General features: G+C 65.6%; 8 protein-coding genes and 3 rRNA genes. 2 read left to right on the top strand and 9 right to left on the bottom strand.

Annotation, left to right across the window (positions count from 1 at the left end):
• Positions 1 to 20: 20 nt before the first annotated feature.
• The 3 genes from ABXS86_RS00055 to ABXS86_RS00045 form a co-directional block, all read right to left on the bottom strand.
• Positions 21 to 812 carry a cytochrome c oxidase assembly protein gene (locus tag ABXS86_RS00055; RefSeq protein WP_353665228.1) on the bottom strand — a complete coding sequence of 264 codons (792 nt, stop codon included), beginning with the start codon at positions 810 to 812 and terminating at the stop codon, positions 21 to 23.
• Between the two features lie 88 nt (positions 813 to 900).
• Positions 901 to 1,740, bottom strand: coding sequence for an SGNH/GDSL hydrolase family protein (locus ABXS86_RS00050; protein ID WP_353665227.1), 840 nt, complete (start codon positions 1,738 to 1,740; stop codon positions 901 to 903).
• 128 nt (positions 1,741 to 1,868) lie between these two features.
• Complete coding sequence (locus ABXS86_RS00045; protein WP_353665226.1) at positions 1,869 to 3,308, bottom strand: MFS transporter; 1,440 nt, start codon at positions 3,306 to 3,308, stop codon at positions 1,869 to 1,871.
• 126 nt (positions 3,309 to 3,434) lie between these two features.
• Between ABXS86_RS00045 and ABXS86_RS00040 the strand changes: the two genes are divergently transcribed.
• A complete protein-coding gene (locus tag ABXS86_RS00040) occupies positions 3,435 to 4,292 on the top strand; it encodes a helix-turn-helix transcriptional regulator (RefSeq protein ID WP_353665225.1) in 858 nt (285 codons plus the stop codon).
• Between the two features lie 451 nt (positions 4,293 to 4,743).
• Here ABXS86_RS00040 and hisS read toward each other — a convergent pair whose 3' ends face one another.
• A complete protein-coding gene (hisS, locus tag ABXS86_RS00035; RefSeq protein ID WP_353666207.1) occupies positions 4,744 to 5,991 on the bottom strand; it encodes a histidine--tRNA ligase in 1,248 nt (415 codons plus the stop codon).
• Positions 5,992 to 6,095: 104 nt separating this feature from the next.
• Positions 6,096 to 6,701, bottom strand: a complete 606-nt coding sequence (locus ABXS86_RS00030; RefSeq protein WP_353666206.1) for a MazG family protein — start codon at positions 6,699 to 6,701, stop codon at positions 6,096 to 6,098.
• 274 nt (positions 6,702 to 6,975) lie between these two features.
• Here ABXS86_RS00030 and ABXS86_RS00025 point away from each other — a divergent pair, with 274 nt between their 5' ends.
• Positions 6,976 to 9,648, top strand: coding sequence for a phosphoenolpyruvate carboxylase (locus ABXS86_RS00025; RefSeq protein WP_353665224.1), 2,673 nt, complete (start codon positions 6,976 to 6,978; stop codon positions 9,646 to 9,648).
• Positions 9,649 to 9,705: 57 nt separating this feature from the next.
• Here ABXS86_RS00025 and ABXS86_RS00020 read toward each other — a convergent pair whose 3' ends face one another.
• From ABXS86_RS00020 to ABXS86_RS00005, 4 genes are all read right to left on the bottom strand, one after another.
• Positions 9,706 to 10,308: a gamma carbonic anhydrase family protein gene (locus ABXS86_RS00020; RefSeq protein ID WP_353665223.1), complete on the bottom strand. Its 603-nt coding sequence runs from the start codon at positions 10,306 to 10,308 to the stop codon at positions 9,706 to 9,708.
• Between the two features lie 201 nt (positions 10,309 to 10,509).
• Positions 10,510 to 10,626, bottom strand: a 5S ribosomal RNA gene (rrf, locus tag ABXS86_RS00015).
• Between the two features lie 100 nt (positions 10,627 to 10,726).
• Positions 10,727 to 13,839, bottom strand: a 23S ribosomal RNA gene (locus ABXS86_RS00010).
• 410 nt (positions 13,840 to 14,249) lie between these two features.
• Positions 14,250 to 15,771: ribosomal RNA gene (locus tag ABXS86_RS00005) — 16S ribosomal RNA — on the bottom strand.
• The 16S, 23S and 5S rRNA genes sit together here, the layout of an rRNA operon.
• Between the last annotated feature and the right edge of the window lie 141 nt (positions 15,772 to 15,912).

Raw genomic sequence — 15,912 nt, 5'->3', positions numbered from 1 at the left:
GTCGGCGTGCGGGCGGCCGGTCAACGCTCTCCGCGCAGGTGGGCGCGGGTCATCTCGTCGTACTCCTCGTCGGAGAGGTCGTCGAAGCCCTTCGCCTCGACGCGGTCCGAGCGCATCCAACGGATCATGAGGATGACGAGGATCGGCACGTCGGCGAACTCGGCGATGAACCAGATCATGTCGCCGGCGAGGTGCTGGTCGTGCAGCAGCGAGGGCCACCAGGGCGCCGTCTGTGCGGCATCCGGGATCAGATCCAGCACGCCGTCGTTGAGGCGCAGCAACAGACCGGGCACGGAATCGATCAGCAGCTCGACGAACGCGAGCAGGAACTCGATCGCGATGAAGGTGCCGGTGTGCACGGCGCCCAACGCCATCATCGGCAGCACCATCGCGAGCCCCACGAGGGGCACGACGATCCCGAGCGAGGCCTCGACCACCGGATTCACGCGCAGGATGCCGGCGATCGGGGTGAGGAAGAGGCAGAAGACCGCGGCGATGACGACCGTGGCAACCATCGCATTGCCGAAGATGCGCGTGACCCTCGACGCGAGGAACCGCTCCCGGATGCCCGAGGGCACGAGGTCGAGCGGGCGCCCGGCCGCGATCCCCGCCGGCACGGCGAAGATCAGCAGAGCGACGCGTGTCGAGAAGGCCCACCGCAGCTCCGCCGAGTACACCCCGAGGAAGCCGAGTTCGATCACCGCGTACGGCAGCAGTCCGAGGGCGAAGAACCCGATCGTGCGCAGCACCGGCCAGGTCTCGCCGCGACGGCGCACCCGCCGGACGCCGAGCACATACGCGACGGATGCCACGAAGAGCACGCCGAGCGTGAGCGGATCGGCGCGCCAGGTGCTGAGGAAGACATCGATGGGAGGCGTGAGGGAAACGTAGATCCGCGAGCTATGCGTCCGCCGGGGATCGGGGCGTCTTCGCCGGACGCCGATCGCCCTGCGCCGGCTCGAGCGCCGCGAGCACGGCGGGCAGCAGGGCCTCCGCCGTACGGCGGTAGCCGAGTGCGCTGGGGTGGAACCGATCTTCGCTGAACATCTCGTCGGGCCGCTCCGCGAACACCGGCCCCACGGCGCGCGCGAGCGCCACGACGCGACCCCCGGACCGGTGCACGGCGGCGGCCTGCGCGGCCGCGAGCTGTCGCGACGAGCGGGCGGCGAGGGCGCGCAGCGGCTGCGGGATCGCACGGAGGGTTCCGAGGTCGGGGCACGTGCCGACGACCACCGGCACTCCCCGTCCGCGCAGGTCGCGCACGACCTGCTCCAGCTGTTCCGCCGCGCGCGACGCCGGGATGCGGTGCGTGACGTCGTTTCCGCCCACGACGATCACCGCGGCATCCGGTCGATACCCCGCGGGGAGAGAGGCGACCTGCGCGGCGAGGGCCGAGGTCTCCGATCCGACCACGGCGGCGGTGCGCAGTCGCACGGGGCGTCCGGCCGAGCGCGCGACGCCTTTCGCCAGCCGCGCGCCGAGAGTATCGCGTCGGTGCGTCGCTCCCAGACCCGCTGCGATCGAGTCGCCGAGCAGCAGCAGCTCCACCGGGCTGCCGGGATGCTTCTTGCGGCGCCACACGCGATCGGCGTCGAGCGCCTGTTCGCCGAGCGGCTTGCCGATGCGGCGCCGGGCGATCGCCGCCTGGCGCACGATGAGGGTGCGGGCTCCGACCGCCCCCGCCCCGAGGATCGCGACCGCGGAGGCGGCCGTCACGGCGAGGGGCCGACGAGAGGACATGCGTCGATGACACCCCTCGCCGGTGAACGCGGGGTGGACGCGGCGTGACGCCCGGCGGACGACCGGCTCCCGGCATCCGGCGCATCTGCGTCGAGAGGCGGATGCCGGGAGCTCCCGGTCCCGCGCGATCAGACCCCCCGCCGGCCCCGGGTCCGCAGCACCATCGCGAGCACGAGCACCGCGACGGCGAGTCCGATGTCGAGCACGAGGCCGGCGACCAGCTCGTCACGGCCGGTCACCCCGGTCACGGTGACGACGCTGCCGATCACGATCACCCCGAACGACAGCGCGAGCTGCTGGGCGGTGCTGAACATCCCGCCCGACAGGCCCGCCGCCTCGACCGGTACCTCCCGCACGACCAGCTGGGTCAGCGGCGAGAAGATCAGCGCCTGCCCCGCGCCGAGCAGCACGAGGGCCGGCTGCAGCCACAGGCCGATGTCTCTCCCCCAGGCGAACGCGAGGGTCGCCGTCATCGCCACGAGGGCGACGATCTGCAGGCTCACCCCCAGCACGAGCGTCGCGTCGCCGAGCCTGCTCTGGATGCGGGCGACGGCGAGCGACATCCCCGCGAACACGACGGCGAACGGCAGCAACGCCATTCCAGCCTGCAGAGAGGTCAGTCCCCCGCCCTCGACGGCGCGGGGGAAGACGTACAGCAGCGCCGAATAACCCGCGAAGAACAGCGCCGCGGCCACCAGACCGAGCTGCAGGGGGCGCAGGCGCAGCACGCTTGGCGGCAGAAGGGGCACGCGTCCCGATCGCTCGATCGCGTTCTGGTGACGCCACATCGCCACCAGGGCCACGGCGGCGAGCGCGAGCACCGCCCACACCGGCCACGACCAGCCCCACGCGGGGCCGAAGGTGAGGGCGACGGATGCCGCGAGGATGCCGACAGCGAGAACCGCCGATCCCACGAGGTCGAGCGCGACCACCTCGTGGGCGCGGGAGCGCGGTGCCAGCGGAGCGCAGACGATCGCCGCGACCGCGATGAGCGCGACGACGACGAACACCGCGCGCCAGCCCTCGACCGGGCCGAACGAGGTCGCCGCGAGAGCTCCGCCGGCGACCTGACCGACGGCCGCGCCGATGCCGCCGCTGGCGCCGAAGGCGGCGATCGCCCTCGTGCGTGCGGGGCCCTGCGAGGTCGCCTGGATCGTCGCGAGCACCTGCGGCGTGCACAGGGCCGCCCCGAGTCCCTGCGCCACGCGCGCCGCGATGAGCGTCTCGATCGAGGGGGCGACCGCGCACGCGATGGCGGAGGCGAGGAAGAGTCCCATGCCGATGACGAACAGGCGGTGACGACCGAAGCGGTCGCCGAGTCGGCCGCCCAGGATGAGGAACACCGCGAACGGGATGCCGTATCCCGCCACGACCAGCTCGAGCGCCACGTCGCCCGCGCCGAAGCGGTCGCGCAGTGCCGGCAGGGTGACCGTGACGGCGTTGAACGCGAACGTGCCGGCGAAGGGTCCGAGGAGGAACCCCACATAGCGCCACGTCGGAACGTGGAACACTCCGGGACGCAGAGGCGTCGGGGCCGACCCGGTTGCAGGGTGCGCGGTACTGGTCATGGTGCCAGGATGAACCGGATGCCATCCTGGTACCAGGAGTCTGCTCATCCTGGTACTGACAGCACTCCCCGCCGTGCGAGCTCGCACAGCGCACGGCTCTAGGCTCGCCGGAGGACAGGAGAGTTCATGCCCCGCTCGGACGAGACCCGCGCCGCCTTCGCGGCCTTCCTGCGCAGTCGCCGCGCGCGCTTGAGTCCCTCCGACGTGGGGCTCCCCGAGGGCGTACGCCGACGGGTCGCCGGACTCCGCCGCGAAGAGGTCGCCCAGCTCGCCGGCGTCGGACTCACCTGGTACACCTGGCTCGAGCAGGGCCGGCCCATCGCGGCATCCGCCCAGGTCGTCTCGGCGATCGCCCGCGCCCTGCGCCTCAGCGACGACGAGCGCGACCACCTGTTCGCCCTCGCCGACCTCCCCGTGCCCGACCGCGACAGCCGCCCCTGCGTCGGCGCCTCGCACCTCGACCTGCTCGAGAAGCTGCTGCCCTACCCCGCCGCGGTGCAGACCGCTCGCTTCGACATCCGCGCCTACAACCGGTCGTACCGCCACCTCTTCGGCGACCTCGACCAGCTGCCCGCCGAGGGTCGCAACTGCGCCGTGCTCCTGTTCACCGACACCGAGTGGCAGCGTGCACACGTCGACCTCGATCACGCGCAGCGCCGCATCGCCGCCCGGCTCCGCGCCGCCTTCGGCCGTCACCACGACGAGCCCGCGTGGCAGCGGTTCATCGCCGAGCTCGAGGAGCAGTCCCCGCGATTCGCCGAGCTCTGGCGTCTGGGCGATGTCGGGGGCGAGCGCGCCGCGACGAAGCACCTGGTGCACGCCCGGGTCGGAGAGCTCAATCTCGAGATGTCGAGTCTCTGGCTCGACGACGCTCTCGGCTCCCGGGTGGTGTGGTTCTCGCCGCGCGATGCGGCCACCGCCGACCGTCTCGAACGCCTCGCGGCCGAGCGCCCCGACGAGGCGCTGATCAGCGCCGTCGCCTGAGGCGCTCTCCGACACCTCGGTCGGAAGGTCCCTGAGCCCGTCGAAGGGTCCCGGGACCCACGCCCCGCCCGGTGGCTTCGACAAGCTCAGCCACCTCGGTCGGAAGGTCCCTGAGCCCGTCGAAGGGACCGAGACCCACACGCGGCCGGTGGCTTCGACAAGCTCAGCCACCTCGGTCAGAAGGTCCCTGAGCCCGTCGAAGGGACCGGGACCCACGCGCGGCCCGGTGGCTTCGACAAGCTCAGCCACCTCGGTCAGAAGGTCCCTGAGCCTATCGAAGGGTCCCGGGAGCACGCGCGGCCCGGTGGCTTCGACAAGCTCAGCCACCTCGGTCAGAAGGTCCCTGAGCCTGTCGAAGGGACCGAGACCCACGCGCGGCCCGGTGGCTTCGACAAGCTCAGCCACCTCGGTCAGAAGGTCCCTGAGCCTGTCGATGGGTCCGGGGCCGGCCTCAGGCGAGGGGCTTGATCTCCAGATCGTCGACGGTGCTGCCGGTGGTCACCGTCGCGAACGAGGTGTAGCCGTCGGCGGCGGAGCGCTCGAGCAGAGCCTTCATGTTCTTCGCGCGCTGCTCCACGCGCACGCGCGCGCCCTGCGCGACCAGCGCCGTCTTGATGGACAGCAGCTGGGCGAACGGCACGTCGCGATCGTGGACGAGAACGACCGACCGCTCGCCGTTCGCGTCGGTGGCCGGCAGCAGGTCGACGATGCGCTCGAAGCCGATCGAGAAGCCGACGGCCGGAACCTGTTGTCCGAGGAAGCGGCCGATCATGCCGTCGTAACGCCCTCCGCCGCCGAGCGAGTAGTCGACGCTCGGGTGGGCCAGCTCGAAGATCGTGCCCGTGTAGTACCCCATGCCGCGCACCAGGAACGGGTCGAAGACGAGCGGTACCGCTCCCCCGCGGGCGGCGGCCACCGTGTCTCCGAGGTCGACGAGGTGCGCGACGACCTCGTCCGGGATGCCGTCGGGCAGCGCCGCACGGATGCCGGCCTCATCGAATGACGCCTCGACCGCGGGGCGCTCGAGGTAGGCGGCGAGAGCATCCACCGCCGCGGCGTCCACTCCCCGGCCGCGCAGCTCTTCCACGACCCCCGAGGGGCCGACCTTGTCGAGCTTGTCGATCGTGATGAGCACGCCCGGGCGCTCCTCGGGGGCGAAGCCGAAGATGTCGAGCATCGCATCGAGGGCGCGTCGGTCGTTGACCCGGATCGTGCCGCCCTCGAGCCCGAGCGCATCGAGCACGTCGAGGCTCGCGACCATCAACTCGGCCTCGGCGCGCGCCGACGCATCGCCGATGATGTCGATGTCGCACTGCATGAACTGGCGGTAGCGGCCCTTCTGCGGGCGCTCGGCACGCCAGACCGGGGCGATCTGGATGGAGCGGAACACCGTCGGCAGCGACGCCCGGTGCGTGGCGTAGAACCGGGCCAGCGGGACGGTCAGGTCGTAGCGCAGGCCCAGGTCGGCCAGCGCGGCAGGGTCGTCGGCGGCGGCGCGGATGCCGTCGGCATCCATCCCCCGCTTGAGGATGCTGAACGACAGCTTCTCGTTGTCGCCGCCGAGACCGGCGTGCAGGCGGTCGTAGTCCTCCATGACGGGGGTCTCGATCTCGTCGAAGCCGTGCGCGCGGTAGCGCTTGCGGATGACGGCGAGCACGCGCTCGCGACGGGCCTTGTCAGCGGGGAGGAAGTCGCGCATGCCGCGCGGCGGGTTCACGGATGCCACGGTGCCATTCTTCCAGAGCGGAACCGGGGCTCCATCTCCCGGCGCGTCGCCCACCCTGCGGATGAGGGCCGAGCGTGTCAGCTCGCGCCGGCCTCCGCTTCGCGCACCTCGGCGCGCAGATCGCGCACGCGCTCGCGCAGGGCGCGTTCGGCGTCCCACCCCCGAGCCCGGGCGAGGTGCACGAGCGTGAGCAGCGCGTCGCCGAGCTCCGCCTCGGTCTCGGGATCGGCCAGGTGATGCGTCGGCGCGCAGACGCCGACCTGCACCGCCTTGCCCATCACCTTCTGCGCCAGGGCGAGCGAGGGCATATGGTCACTGACCCCGTCGAGCACGCTGGTGCGCTCGCGCTTCTCAGCCGCCTTGGCCGCATTCCAGTGCACGAGAACTTCTTCGGGCGTGGTGGCCACGGCATCCGCGAACACGTGCGGGTGCCGGCGCACCATCTTCTCGGTCAGCCCCCGGGCGACGTCGTCGATGTCGAACGGGTCGTCGGGGTCTCCCGCGGCGATCTCCGCATGGAACAGCACCTGCCACAGCAGGTCGCCGAGCTCCTCGCGCAGATCGGCGCGCGTGCCCGCCTCGACCGCGTCGATGACCTCCGCGCTCTCCTCGACGAGGTAGGGCACGAGGTCGCGGTGGTCGATCCGCTGCGTCCACACGCAGCGCTCGCGCACCGCCCGCATGGTCTCGGCGGCTTCCCGCAGGGCGTCGTCGCTCACGGTCTCTCCCTCCGCGGGCCCGGCGGCTCCGCTGACTGCGAGTATCCCCCGGCTGAGCCGCCCCGGGCGGCGGCACGTGCCGAACTCCGGATCTTTCCGGATGCCGCGCCCCCGCCACCGCGAAACCCTGCGGATTCCCCCGCTCATTCCCGGAGAAAATCCGGAGTTCGGCCCCGGCGACCATCGCACGACGTCACGTGTGATCTGTCGGCAACAGGACGCCGATAATCTGGGGCGTGTGCGTGAACTGACCCCGACCGAGGCCATCGACCTCGTGGGCCGCTTCGAAGCCGGCCAGGAACTTCCCGAACAGATGCGTGCCGATGTGCGCCTGCTCGGATCCCTCCTGGGCCGCGTCCTTCAGGAGAGCGGCTCCCCCGGCCTGTACGACGACGTCGAGAGACTGCGGACGGCGACGATCCAGGCCTACACCGACGAGACGCCCGAGGCGTTCGAACGCGCGGCGGCCATCGCCGACGGGTTCTCGATCGAGCGCGCCGACGAGGTCGCCCGCGCCTTCACGGCGTACTTCCACCTCGTCAACCTCGTCGAGGAGCACCAGCGCGTGCGCGTGCTGCGCGAGCGCGGCGATCGCCCCGCGCGCGGAGGCACCCCCGACACCATCGCGACCGCCTACGAGCGCCTCGCGAGCGAGGTCGGCGAAGAGACGGCCCTCAGCCGTCTCCAGGCGCTGCGCTTCCACCCCGTCTTCACCGCGCACCCCACCGAGGCGCGGCGTCGCGCGATCTCGACGAGCATCCGTCGCCTGTCCGAGCTGCTCGTCGAGCACGACGATGCGGGCGACAACGACTCCGAGGGCCGCCGCGCCGAGCGTCGCATGCTCGAAGAGATCGACACCCTCTGGCGCACGGCCCCGCTGCGACGCGAGAAGCCGTCGCCCGTCGACGAGGTGCGCTCGGTCATGGCCGTCTTCGATGAGACGCTCTACACGGCCGTCCCGCGGGTGTACCGCCGCATCGACGACATCCTGCAGGGCGAGAACGCCGGGGCTCGCGCCCCCATCGTCAAGCCGTTCGTCCGCGTCGGCTCCTGGGTCGGCGGAGACCGCGACGGCAACCCGTTCGTCACCGCGTCCGTCACGCGCAAGGCCGCCGCGATCGCGAGCGAGCACGTGCTCCTGGGTCTCGAACGCACCACGCAGCGCGTGGGCCGGGGATTGACCCTGGATGCCGAGACCACCCCGCCCAGCGACGCTCTGCTCGCGCTGTGGCACCGTCTGCGCGCGGCCGACGAAGACGCCGCTGCCGAGATCGCCGAGCGCTCCCCCGCCGAGCCGCACCGCCGCATCCTCCTGCTGCTCGCGCGCAAGATCGCCGCGACGCGCACGCGCAACGCCGACCTCGCGTACCGCGACCCCGAGCACCTGCTCACCGACCTGCGCGTCGTGCAGGACTCTCTGGTGGCGGCTGGCGCCGCGCGCCAGGCTTACGGCGCGCTGCAGCGTCTGGTGTGGCAGGTCGAGACCTACGGCTTCCACCTCACCGAACTCGAGGTGCGCCAGCACTCGGCGGTGCACCGCAAGGTGCTCGACGAGCTGCGCGCCGGCGGCGCCCGCAGCGAGCAGACCGAAGAGGTGCTCGAGGTCTTCCGCTCCGTCGCCTACGTGCAGGAGCGCTTCGGCCCACGCGCCGCCGGCCGCTACATCGTGTCGTTCACGCAGTCGGCCGACGACCTCGCCAACGTGCACGAGCTCGCGTCCTACGCCATGGGCCCGGGTGAAGACCTCCCGGTTCTCGACGTCATCCCGCTGTTCGAGACCTTCGCCGACCTGCAGGCGGCCCCCGGCATCTTGGCCGAGATCGTCTCGCACCCCTCGTTCGCCGATCGCCTCGCGGCGACCGGACGCCGCCTCGAGGTCATGCTCGGCTACTCCGACTCCTCGAAGGACGTCGGACCCGTCGCGGCCAACCTCGCGCTGTACGAGGCGCAGGCGAAGATCTCGACGTGGGCGCAGGCCGAGGGCATCGAACTGACGCTCTTCCACGGACGCGGCGGTGCGCTCGGTCGCGGCGGCGGACCCGCCAACTCCGCGATTCTCGCGCAGCCGCCGCATTCTGTTGACGGCCGGTTCAAGCTCACCGAGCAGGGCGAGGTCATCTTCGCGCGCTACGGCGACCCCGACATTGCGATGCGCCACATCGATCAGGTCGCGGCGGCGGTGCTCACCGCCTCCTCCCCCTCGATCGAGCGCCGCAACCGCGGGGCGGCCGAGGCCTTCGCCGACGTCGCCGCGACGATGGACGTCGCCTCGCGCGAACGGTTCTTCGCGCTGGTCAAGGCGCCGGGCTTTGCTCCGTGGTTTGCGACGGTCACCCCCATGGAGGAGATCGGGCACCTCGCCCTCGGCTCGCGTCCCGCCCGCCGTGGTCTCTCGGTCGAGTCGCTCGAAGACCTGCGCGCCATTCCGTGGGTGTTCTCGTGGACGCAGGCCCGCATCAACCTCGCCGGCTGGTTCGGACTCGGCACGGCCCTCGACGCCGTGGGCGACGAGCACCGTCTTCGCGACGCGTACGAGCAGTGGCCGCTGTTCCGCACGATGATCGACAACGTCGCGATGAGCCTCGCGAAGGCCGACGAGCGCATCGCTCGTCGTTACCTCGCCCTCGGCGACCGCGACGATCTGGCCCAGCTCGTGATGGACGAGATGCTTCTCACCCGCTCGTGGGTCGAGCGCATCACGGGAGGCGAGCTGCTCGGCAACAAGCCGGTCCTCCAGCGTGCCGTCAAGATGCGCAGCCCCTACGTCGACGCCCTCTCGCTCCTGCAGCTGCGTGCCCTGCGCGCGCTGCGCGACACGAACGCCGACGATCCGACTCCGGATGCCGAGCACCAGCGCCTTCTGCTGCTGTCGGTCAGCGGCGTGGCGGCGGGCCTGCAGAACACCGGCTGAGAACCGTCCTCGATGCGCCGGGCCCTCACGGGTGCCGGCGCATCGTCGTTCGTGCCCTCAGTCTGGCAGAGGGCGATCTGCGGAGTGTCGGGCGAGACTGCGGCCGTACCGCTCCGTCAGCTGCACCATCAGGTCGGGAGTCTCACGGTCGAGACCGAAGACGTAGCCCGGGAAGTCGCGTTCCTTCTGCGCGGCCCAGATCTCCTCGTGCTTGTCAGGAGGCAGGATCTGCACCGGATCACCGACGGCCACCCAAGAGATCGGCACGATGGTGTCGGCGGGCAGAACGGTGCGCACGTGGACGACGGGGTTGATGCGCACTTCACTGCGGTCGCCGATCTCCGCGCCGTTGAACACTCGTGTGCCGGTGGCGAGGAACACCTCCTGACCGATGTCGGCGCCGGCGACGCTCGCCATCGGTCCGATAAGGGTGTGCGCTCCGACGTGCACGGCGTGCGTGGAGCTGGCGCGAACCAGCGCGTTCTCCATGACGATCGTGTTCTCACCCAGCACGACGCGGCTGCCCTCGGCGGTGATGACCGCCCCGTGCAGCACCTGGCATCCCGCGGCGACCGTCACGTCGCCACTGATCACCGCGGTGGGAGCGATGACGGCATCGGGATGGATGCGGGGCTCAGCCCCCAGGTGTGAGTAGCGCATGGCGTGTCCCTTCTCCGCTGCCGTCAGCGTAGTCGCGTGCGCTACGGCACTCGAGTACCCCGGATACGACGAAGCGCCGGTGCGCACTCCCGTGAAGAAGCGTGCACCGGCGCTGAAGCCGTACGGCTGTCGATTTCGCAATCGGGCCCGTAAATGCGAAATGGCCACCCAGCTTTGGGTGGCCATTTCGACTTAAAGGAAGTCCGGCGGTGTCCTACTCTCCCACAGGGTCCCCCCTGCAGTACCATCGGCGCTGAGAGGCTTAGCTTCCGGGTTCGGAATGTGACCGGGCGTTTCCCTCTCGCTATGGCCGCCGAAACACTATTGATGTTTCAAAAACCAACAACGATATTTCATTGTTGTGTTCCCGACCGTACATCGAGAACCACTCAGTGGACGCAAGCACCAAAAACGGTGTGTTATCAAGTCATCGGCTTATTAGTACCGGTCAGCTTCACGTATTACTACGCTTCCACATCCGGCCTATCAACCCAGTAGTCTGGCTGGGAGCCTCTCACCATAAATGGTATGGAAGTCTCATCTTGAGGCCGGCTTCCCGCTTAGATGCTTTCAGCGGTTATCCATCCCGAACGTAGCTAATCAGCGGTGCTCCTGGCGGAACAACTGACACACCAGAGGTTCGTCCAACCCGGTCCTCTCGTACTAGGGTCAGATCCTCTCAAACTTCCTACGCGCGCAGCGGATAGGGACCGAACTGTCTCACGACGTTCTAAACCCAGCTCGCGTACCGCTTTAATGGGCGAACAGCCCAACCCTTGGGACCTACTCCAGCCCCAGGATGCGACGAGCCGACATCGAGGTGCCAAACCATGCCGTCGATATGGACTCTTGGGCAAGATCAGCCTGTTATCCCCGAGGTACCTTTTATCCGTTGAGCGACAGCGCTTCCACAAGCCACTGCCGGATCACTAGTCCCGACTTTCGTCCCTGCTCGACCTGTCAGTCTCACAGTCAAGCTCCCTTGTGCACTTACACTCGCCACCTGATTGCCAACCAGGTTGAGGGAACCTTTGGGCGCCTCCGTTACATTTTGGGAGGCAACCGCCCCAGTTAAACTACCCACCAGGCACTGTCCCTGAACCGGATCACGGTCCTAAGTTAGATATCCAGAGTGACCAGAGTGGTATTTCAACAATGACTCCACACTCACTGGCGTGAATGCTTCACCGTCTCCCACCTATCCTACACAAGCCACACCGAACACCAATACCAAGCTGTAGTAAAGGTCACGGGGTCTTTCCGTCCTGCTGCGCGTAACGAGCATCTTTACTCGTAATGCAATTTCGCCGAGTTCGCGGTTGAGACAGTTGGGAAGTCGTTACGCCATTCGTGCAGGTCGGAACTTACCCGACAAGGAATTTCGCTACCTTAGGATGGTTATAGTTACCACCGCCGTTTACTGGGGCTTAAATTCTCAGCTTCGCCTTGCGGCTAACCGGTCCTCTTAACCTTCCAGCACCGGGCAGGCGTCAGTCCGTATACATCGTCTTGCGACTTGGCACGGACCTGTGTTTTTAGTAAACAGTCGCTACCCACTAGTCTCTGCGGCCACCACACCCTTTCGGAGCAAGTCCTAATAAGTGGATGGCCCCCCTTCTCCCGAAGTTACGGGGGCATTTTGCCGAGTTCCTTAACCACGATTCTCTCGATCTCCTTGGTATTCTCTACCTGACCACCTGAGTCGGTTTGGGGTACGGGCGGCTTGAACCTCGCGTCGATGCTTTTCTTGGCAGCATAGGATCACCCACTTTTTATCCGCATCGTGTCTCAGCCTTAATAAGTGACGGATTTGCCTATCACTTGGCCTACGCACTTGCACCAGGACTACCATCGCCTGGCTTGGGCTACCTTCCTGCGTCACACCTGTTAATACGCTAGCCGCACCAGCATGGGGTCGAGCGTTCACACGGACGTGCCTTCACCCCGAAGGGATCAACAACATTCCGAGCTAGGACTCTTAGCACCACTGGATTAGCTTGGGCGGTTCTTCGCCGGTACGGGAATATCAACCCGTTGTCCATCGACTACGCCTGTCGGCCTCGCCTTAGGTCCCGACTTACCCAGGGAAGATTAGCTTGACCCTGGAACCCTTGGTCTTTCGGAGGACGTGTTTCTCACACGTCTTTCGCTACTCATGCCTGCATTCTCACTCGTGTAGCGTCCACGGCTGGGTCACCCCGCCGCTTCACTCGCCACACGACGCTCTCCTACCCATCAACACGGCTGGACCACGAAGGCCTACCAAAAATGTCAATGCCACAACTTCGGTGGCGTGCTTGAGCCCCGTTACATTGTCGGCGCGGAATCACTTGACCAGTGAGCTATTACGCACTCTTTCAAGGGTGGCTGCTTCTAAGCCAACCTCCTGGTTGTCAAAGCAACTCCACATCCTTTCCCACTTAGCACGCGCTTAGGGACCTTAGTTGGTGGTCTGGGTTGTTTCCCTCTCGACTATGAAGCTTATCCCCCACAGTCTCACTGCTGCGCTCTCACTTACCGGCATTCGGAGTTTGGCTGACGTCAGTAACCTTGTAGGGCCCATCGGCCATCCAGTAGCTCTACCTCCGGCAAGAAACACGCAACGCTGCACCTAAATGCATTTCGGAGAGAACCAGCTATCACGAAGTTTGATTGGCCTTTCACCCCTATCCACAGCTCATCCCCTCAGTTTTCAACCTAAGTGGGTTCGGTCCTCCACGACGTCTTACCGTCGCTTCAACCTGGCCATGGATAGATCACTTCGCTTCGGGTCTAGGACACGCGACTGAATCGCCCTATTCAGACTCGCTTTCGCTACGGCTACCCCACACGGGTTAACCTCGCCACGTATCGCTAACTCGCAGGCTCATTCTTCAAAAGGCACGCTGTCACCCCTACTAAGGAGGCTCCAACGGTTTGTAAGCAAACGGTTTCAGGTACTATTTCACTCCCCTCCCGGGGTACTTTTCACCTTTCCCTCACGGTACTTGTCCGCTATCGGTCATCTGGGAGTATTTAGGCTTATCAGGTGGTCCTGACAGATTCACACGGGATTTCTCGGGCCCCGTGCTACTTGGGATACTCTTCACGCCAAGAACAAGCATTTCGACTACGGGGTTCGCACCCTCTATGACCGGCCGTTCAAAACCGTTCGTCTATACTCTCTTGTCACGTCGATCATTCGGCAGAACAATCCGAAAAGTCCCACAACCCCCAACATGCAACGCCTGCCGGCTATCACACACGCTAGGTTTAGCCTCTTCCGATTTCGCTCGCCACTACTGACGGAATCGCTTTTGCTTTCTCTTCCTGTGGGTACTGAGATGTTTCACTTCCCCACGTTCCCTCTACCCGCCCTATATATTCAGGCGGGAGTCACCAGGTACGCACGCGCCCTGGCGGGGTTTCCCCATTCGGACACCCTCGGATCAAAACTCGCTTATCAGTTCCCCGAGGCTTATCGCAGATTGCTACGTCCTTCTTCGGCTCCAGATGCCAAGGCATCCACCGTTTGCTCTTAAAGACTTGAAATCACATGAGTTGAATCGTCAAAAAATTGACTAATGATCTTTAAGATCATCTTCACGACACAAACCCGAAGGCTCATGTCGAAGATGCTCGCGTCCACTGTGTAGTTCTCAAAGTACGGGCGGTACCCCTCCCCGACGCCACAACCGTGACACCAGAAAAAGGCCCTCGAGGAACAGCCACCAACAACGAATCCGAAGACCCCCGTCAGCGCCCGGCCCCTCAGGACCCAACAGCGTGCATGTGCCCACCCCTTTGGACCGAACCGTTCCCACAGACAAGCTGCGTACTAGATCCAAACCATCAGATATGAGCACCAAGTCAAATGTTCCACCCATGAGCTAACCGGCAGACACATTCGGTCTGATCCGGCGCCTGAACAACCCCATTACAGGGCGTCAGATGCTCCTTAGAAAGGAGGTGATCCAGCCGCACCTTCCGGTACGGCTACCTTGTTACGACTTAGTCCTAATTACCGATCCCACCTTCGACGGCTCCCTCCACAAGGGTTGGGCCACCGGCTTCAGGTGTTACCGACTTTCATGACTTGACGGGCGGTGTGTACAAGACCCGGGAACGTATTCACCGCAGCGTTGCTGATCTGCGATTACTAGCGACTCCGACTTCATGAGGTCGAGTTGCAGACCTCAATCCGAACTGGGACCGGCTTTTTGGGATTCGCTCCACCTCACGGTATTGCAGCCCTTTGTACCGGCCATTGTAGCATGCGTGAAGCCCAAGACATAAGGGGCATGATGATTTGACGTCATCCCCACCTTCCTCCGAGTTGACCCCGGCAGTATCCCATGAGTTCCCACCATTACGTGCTGGCAACATAGAACGAGGGTTGCGCTCGTTGCGGGACTTAACCCAACATCTCACGACACGAGCTGACGACAACCATGCACCACCTGTTTACGAGTGTCCAAAGAGTTGACCATTTCTGGCCCGTTCTCGTATATGTCAAGCCTTGGTAAGGTTCTTCGCGTTGCATCGAATTAATCCGCATGCTCCGCCGCTTGTGCGGGTCCCCGTCAATTCCTTTGAGTTTTAGCCTTGCGGCCGTACTCCCCAGGCGGGGAACTTAATGCGTTAGCTGCGTCACGGAAACCGTGGAATGGTCCCCACAACTAGTTCCCAACGTTTACGGGGTGGACTACCAGGGTATCTAAGCCTGTTTGCTCCCCACCCTTTCGCTCCTCAGCGTCAGTTACGGCCCAGAGATCTGCCTTCGCCATCGGTGTTCCTCCTGATATCTGCGCATTCCACCGCTACACCAGGAATTCCAATCTCCCCTACCGCACTCTAGTCTGCCCGTACCCACTGCAGGCCCGAGGTTGAGCCTCGGGATTTCACAGCAGACGCGACAAACCGCCTACGAGCTCTTTACGCCCAATAATTCCGGATAACGCTTGCGCCCTACGTATTACCGCGGCTGCTGGCACGTAGTTAGCCGGCGCTTTTTCTGCAGGTACCGTCACTTTCGCTTCTTCCCTGCTAAAAGAGGTTTACAACCCGAAGGCCGTCATCCCTCACGCGGCGTTGCTGCATCAGGCTTTCGCCCATTGTGCAATATTCCCCACTGCTGCCTCCCGTAGGAGTCTGGGCCGTGTCTCAGTCCCAGTGTGGCCGGTCACCCTCTCAGGCCGGCTACCCGTCGACGCCTTGGTGAGCCATTACCTCACCAACAAGCTGATAGGCCGCGAGCCCATCCCAGACCAAAAAATCTTTCCAACCCCCACCATGCGATAGGGGCTCATATCCAGTATTAGACGCCGTTTCCAGCGCTTATCCCAGAGTCCAGGGCAGGTTGCTCACGTGTTACTCACCCGTTCGCCACTGATCCACCAAGCAAGCTTGGCTTCACCGTTCGACTTGCATGTGTTAAGCACGCCGCCAGCGTTCATCCTGAGCCAGGATCAAACTCTCCGTAAAAAAGAAATGCATACAACCACCGGGAAAACGGGGCCGCAGCGAGTTTGAAACTGACCAAAGAGAAACATCATTACTGACGTATCCATATGCCAACCCCCGAAAGGGCTGGTCTTTGATCCAAAGGAATTTCTCGCGATCCGA

The sequence above is a fragment of the Microbacterium sp. che218 genome (assembly GCF_040436305.1).
GTDB classification, from domain to species: domain Bacteria; phylum Actinomycetota; class Actinomycetes; order Actinomycetales; family Microbacteriaceae; genus Microbacterium; species Microbacterium algihabitans.
Note: the sequence above shows the minus strand (reverse complement) of the source record. Positions and strands in the feature narration are given on the sequence as shown.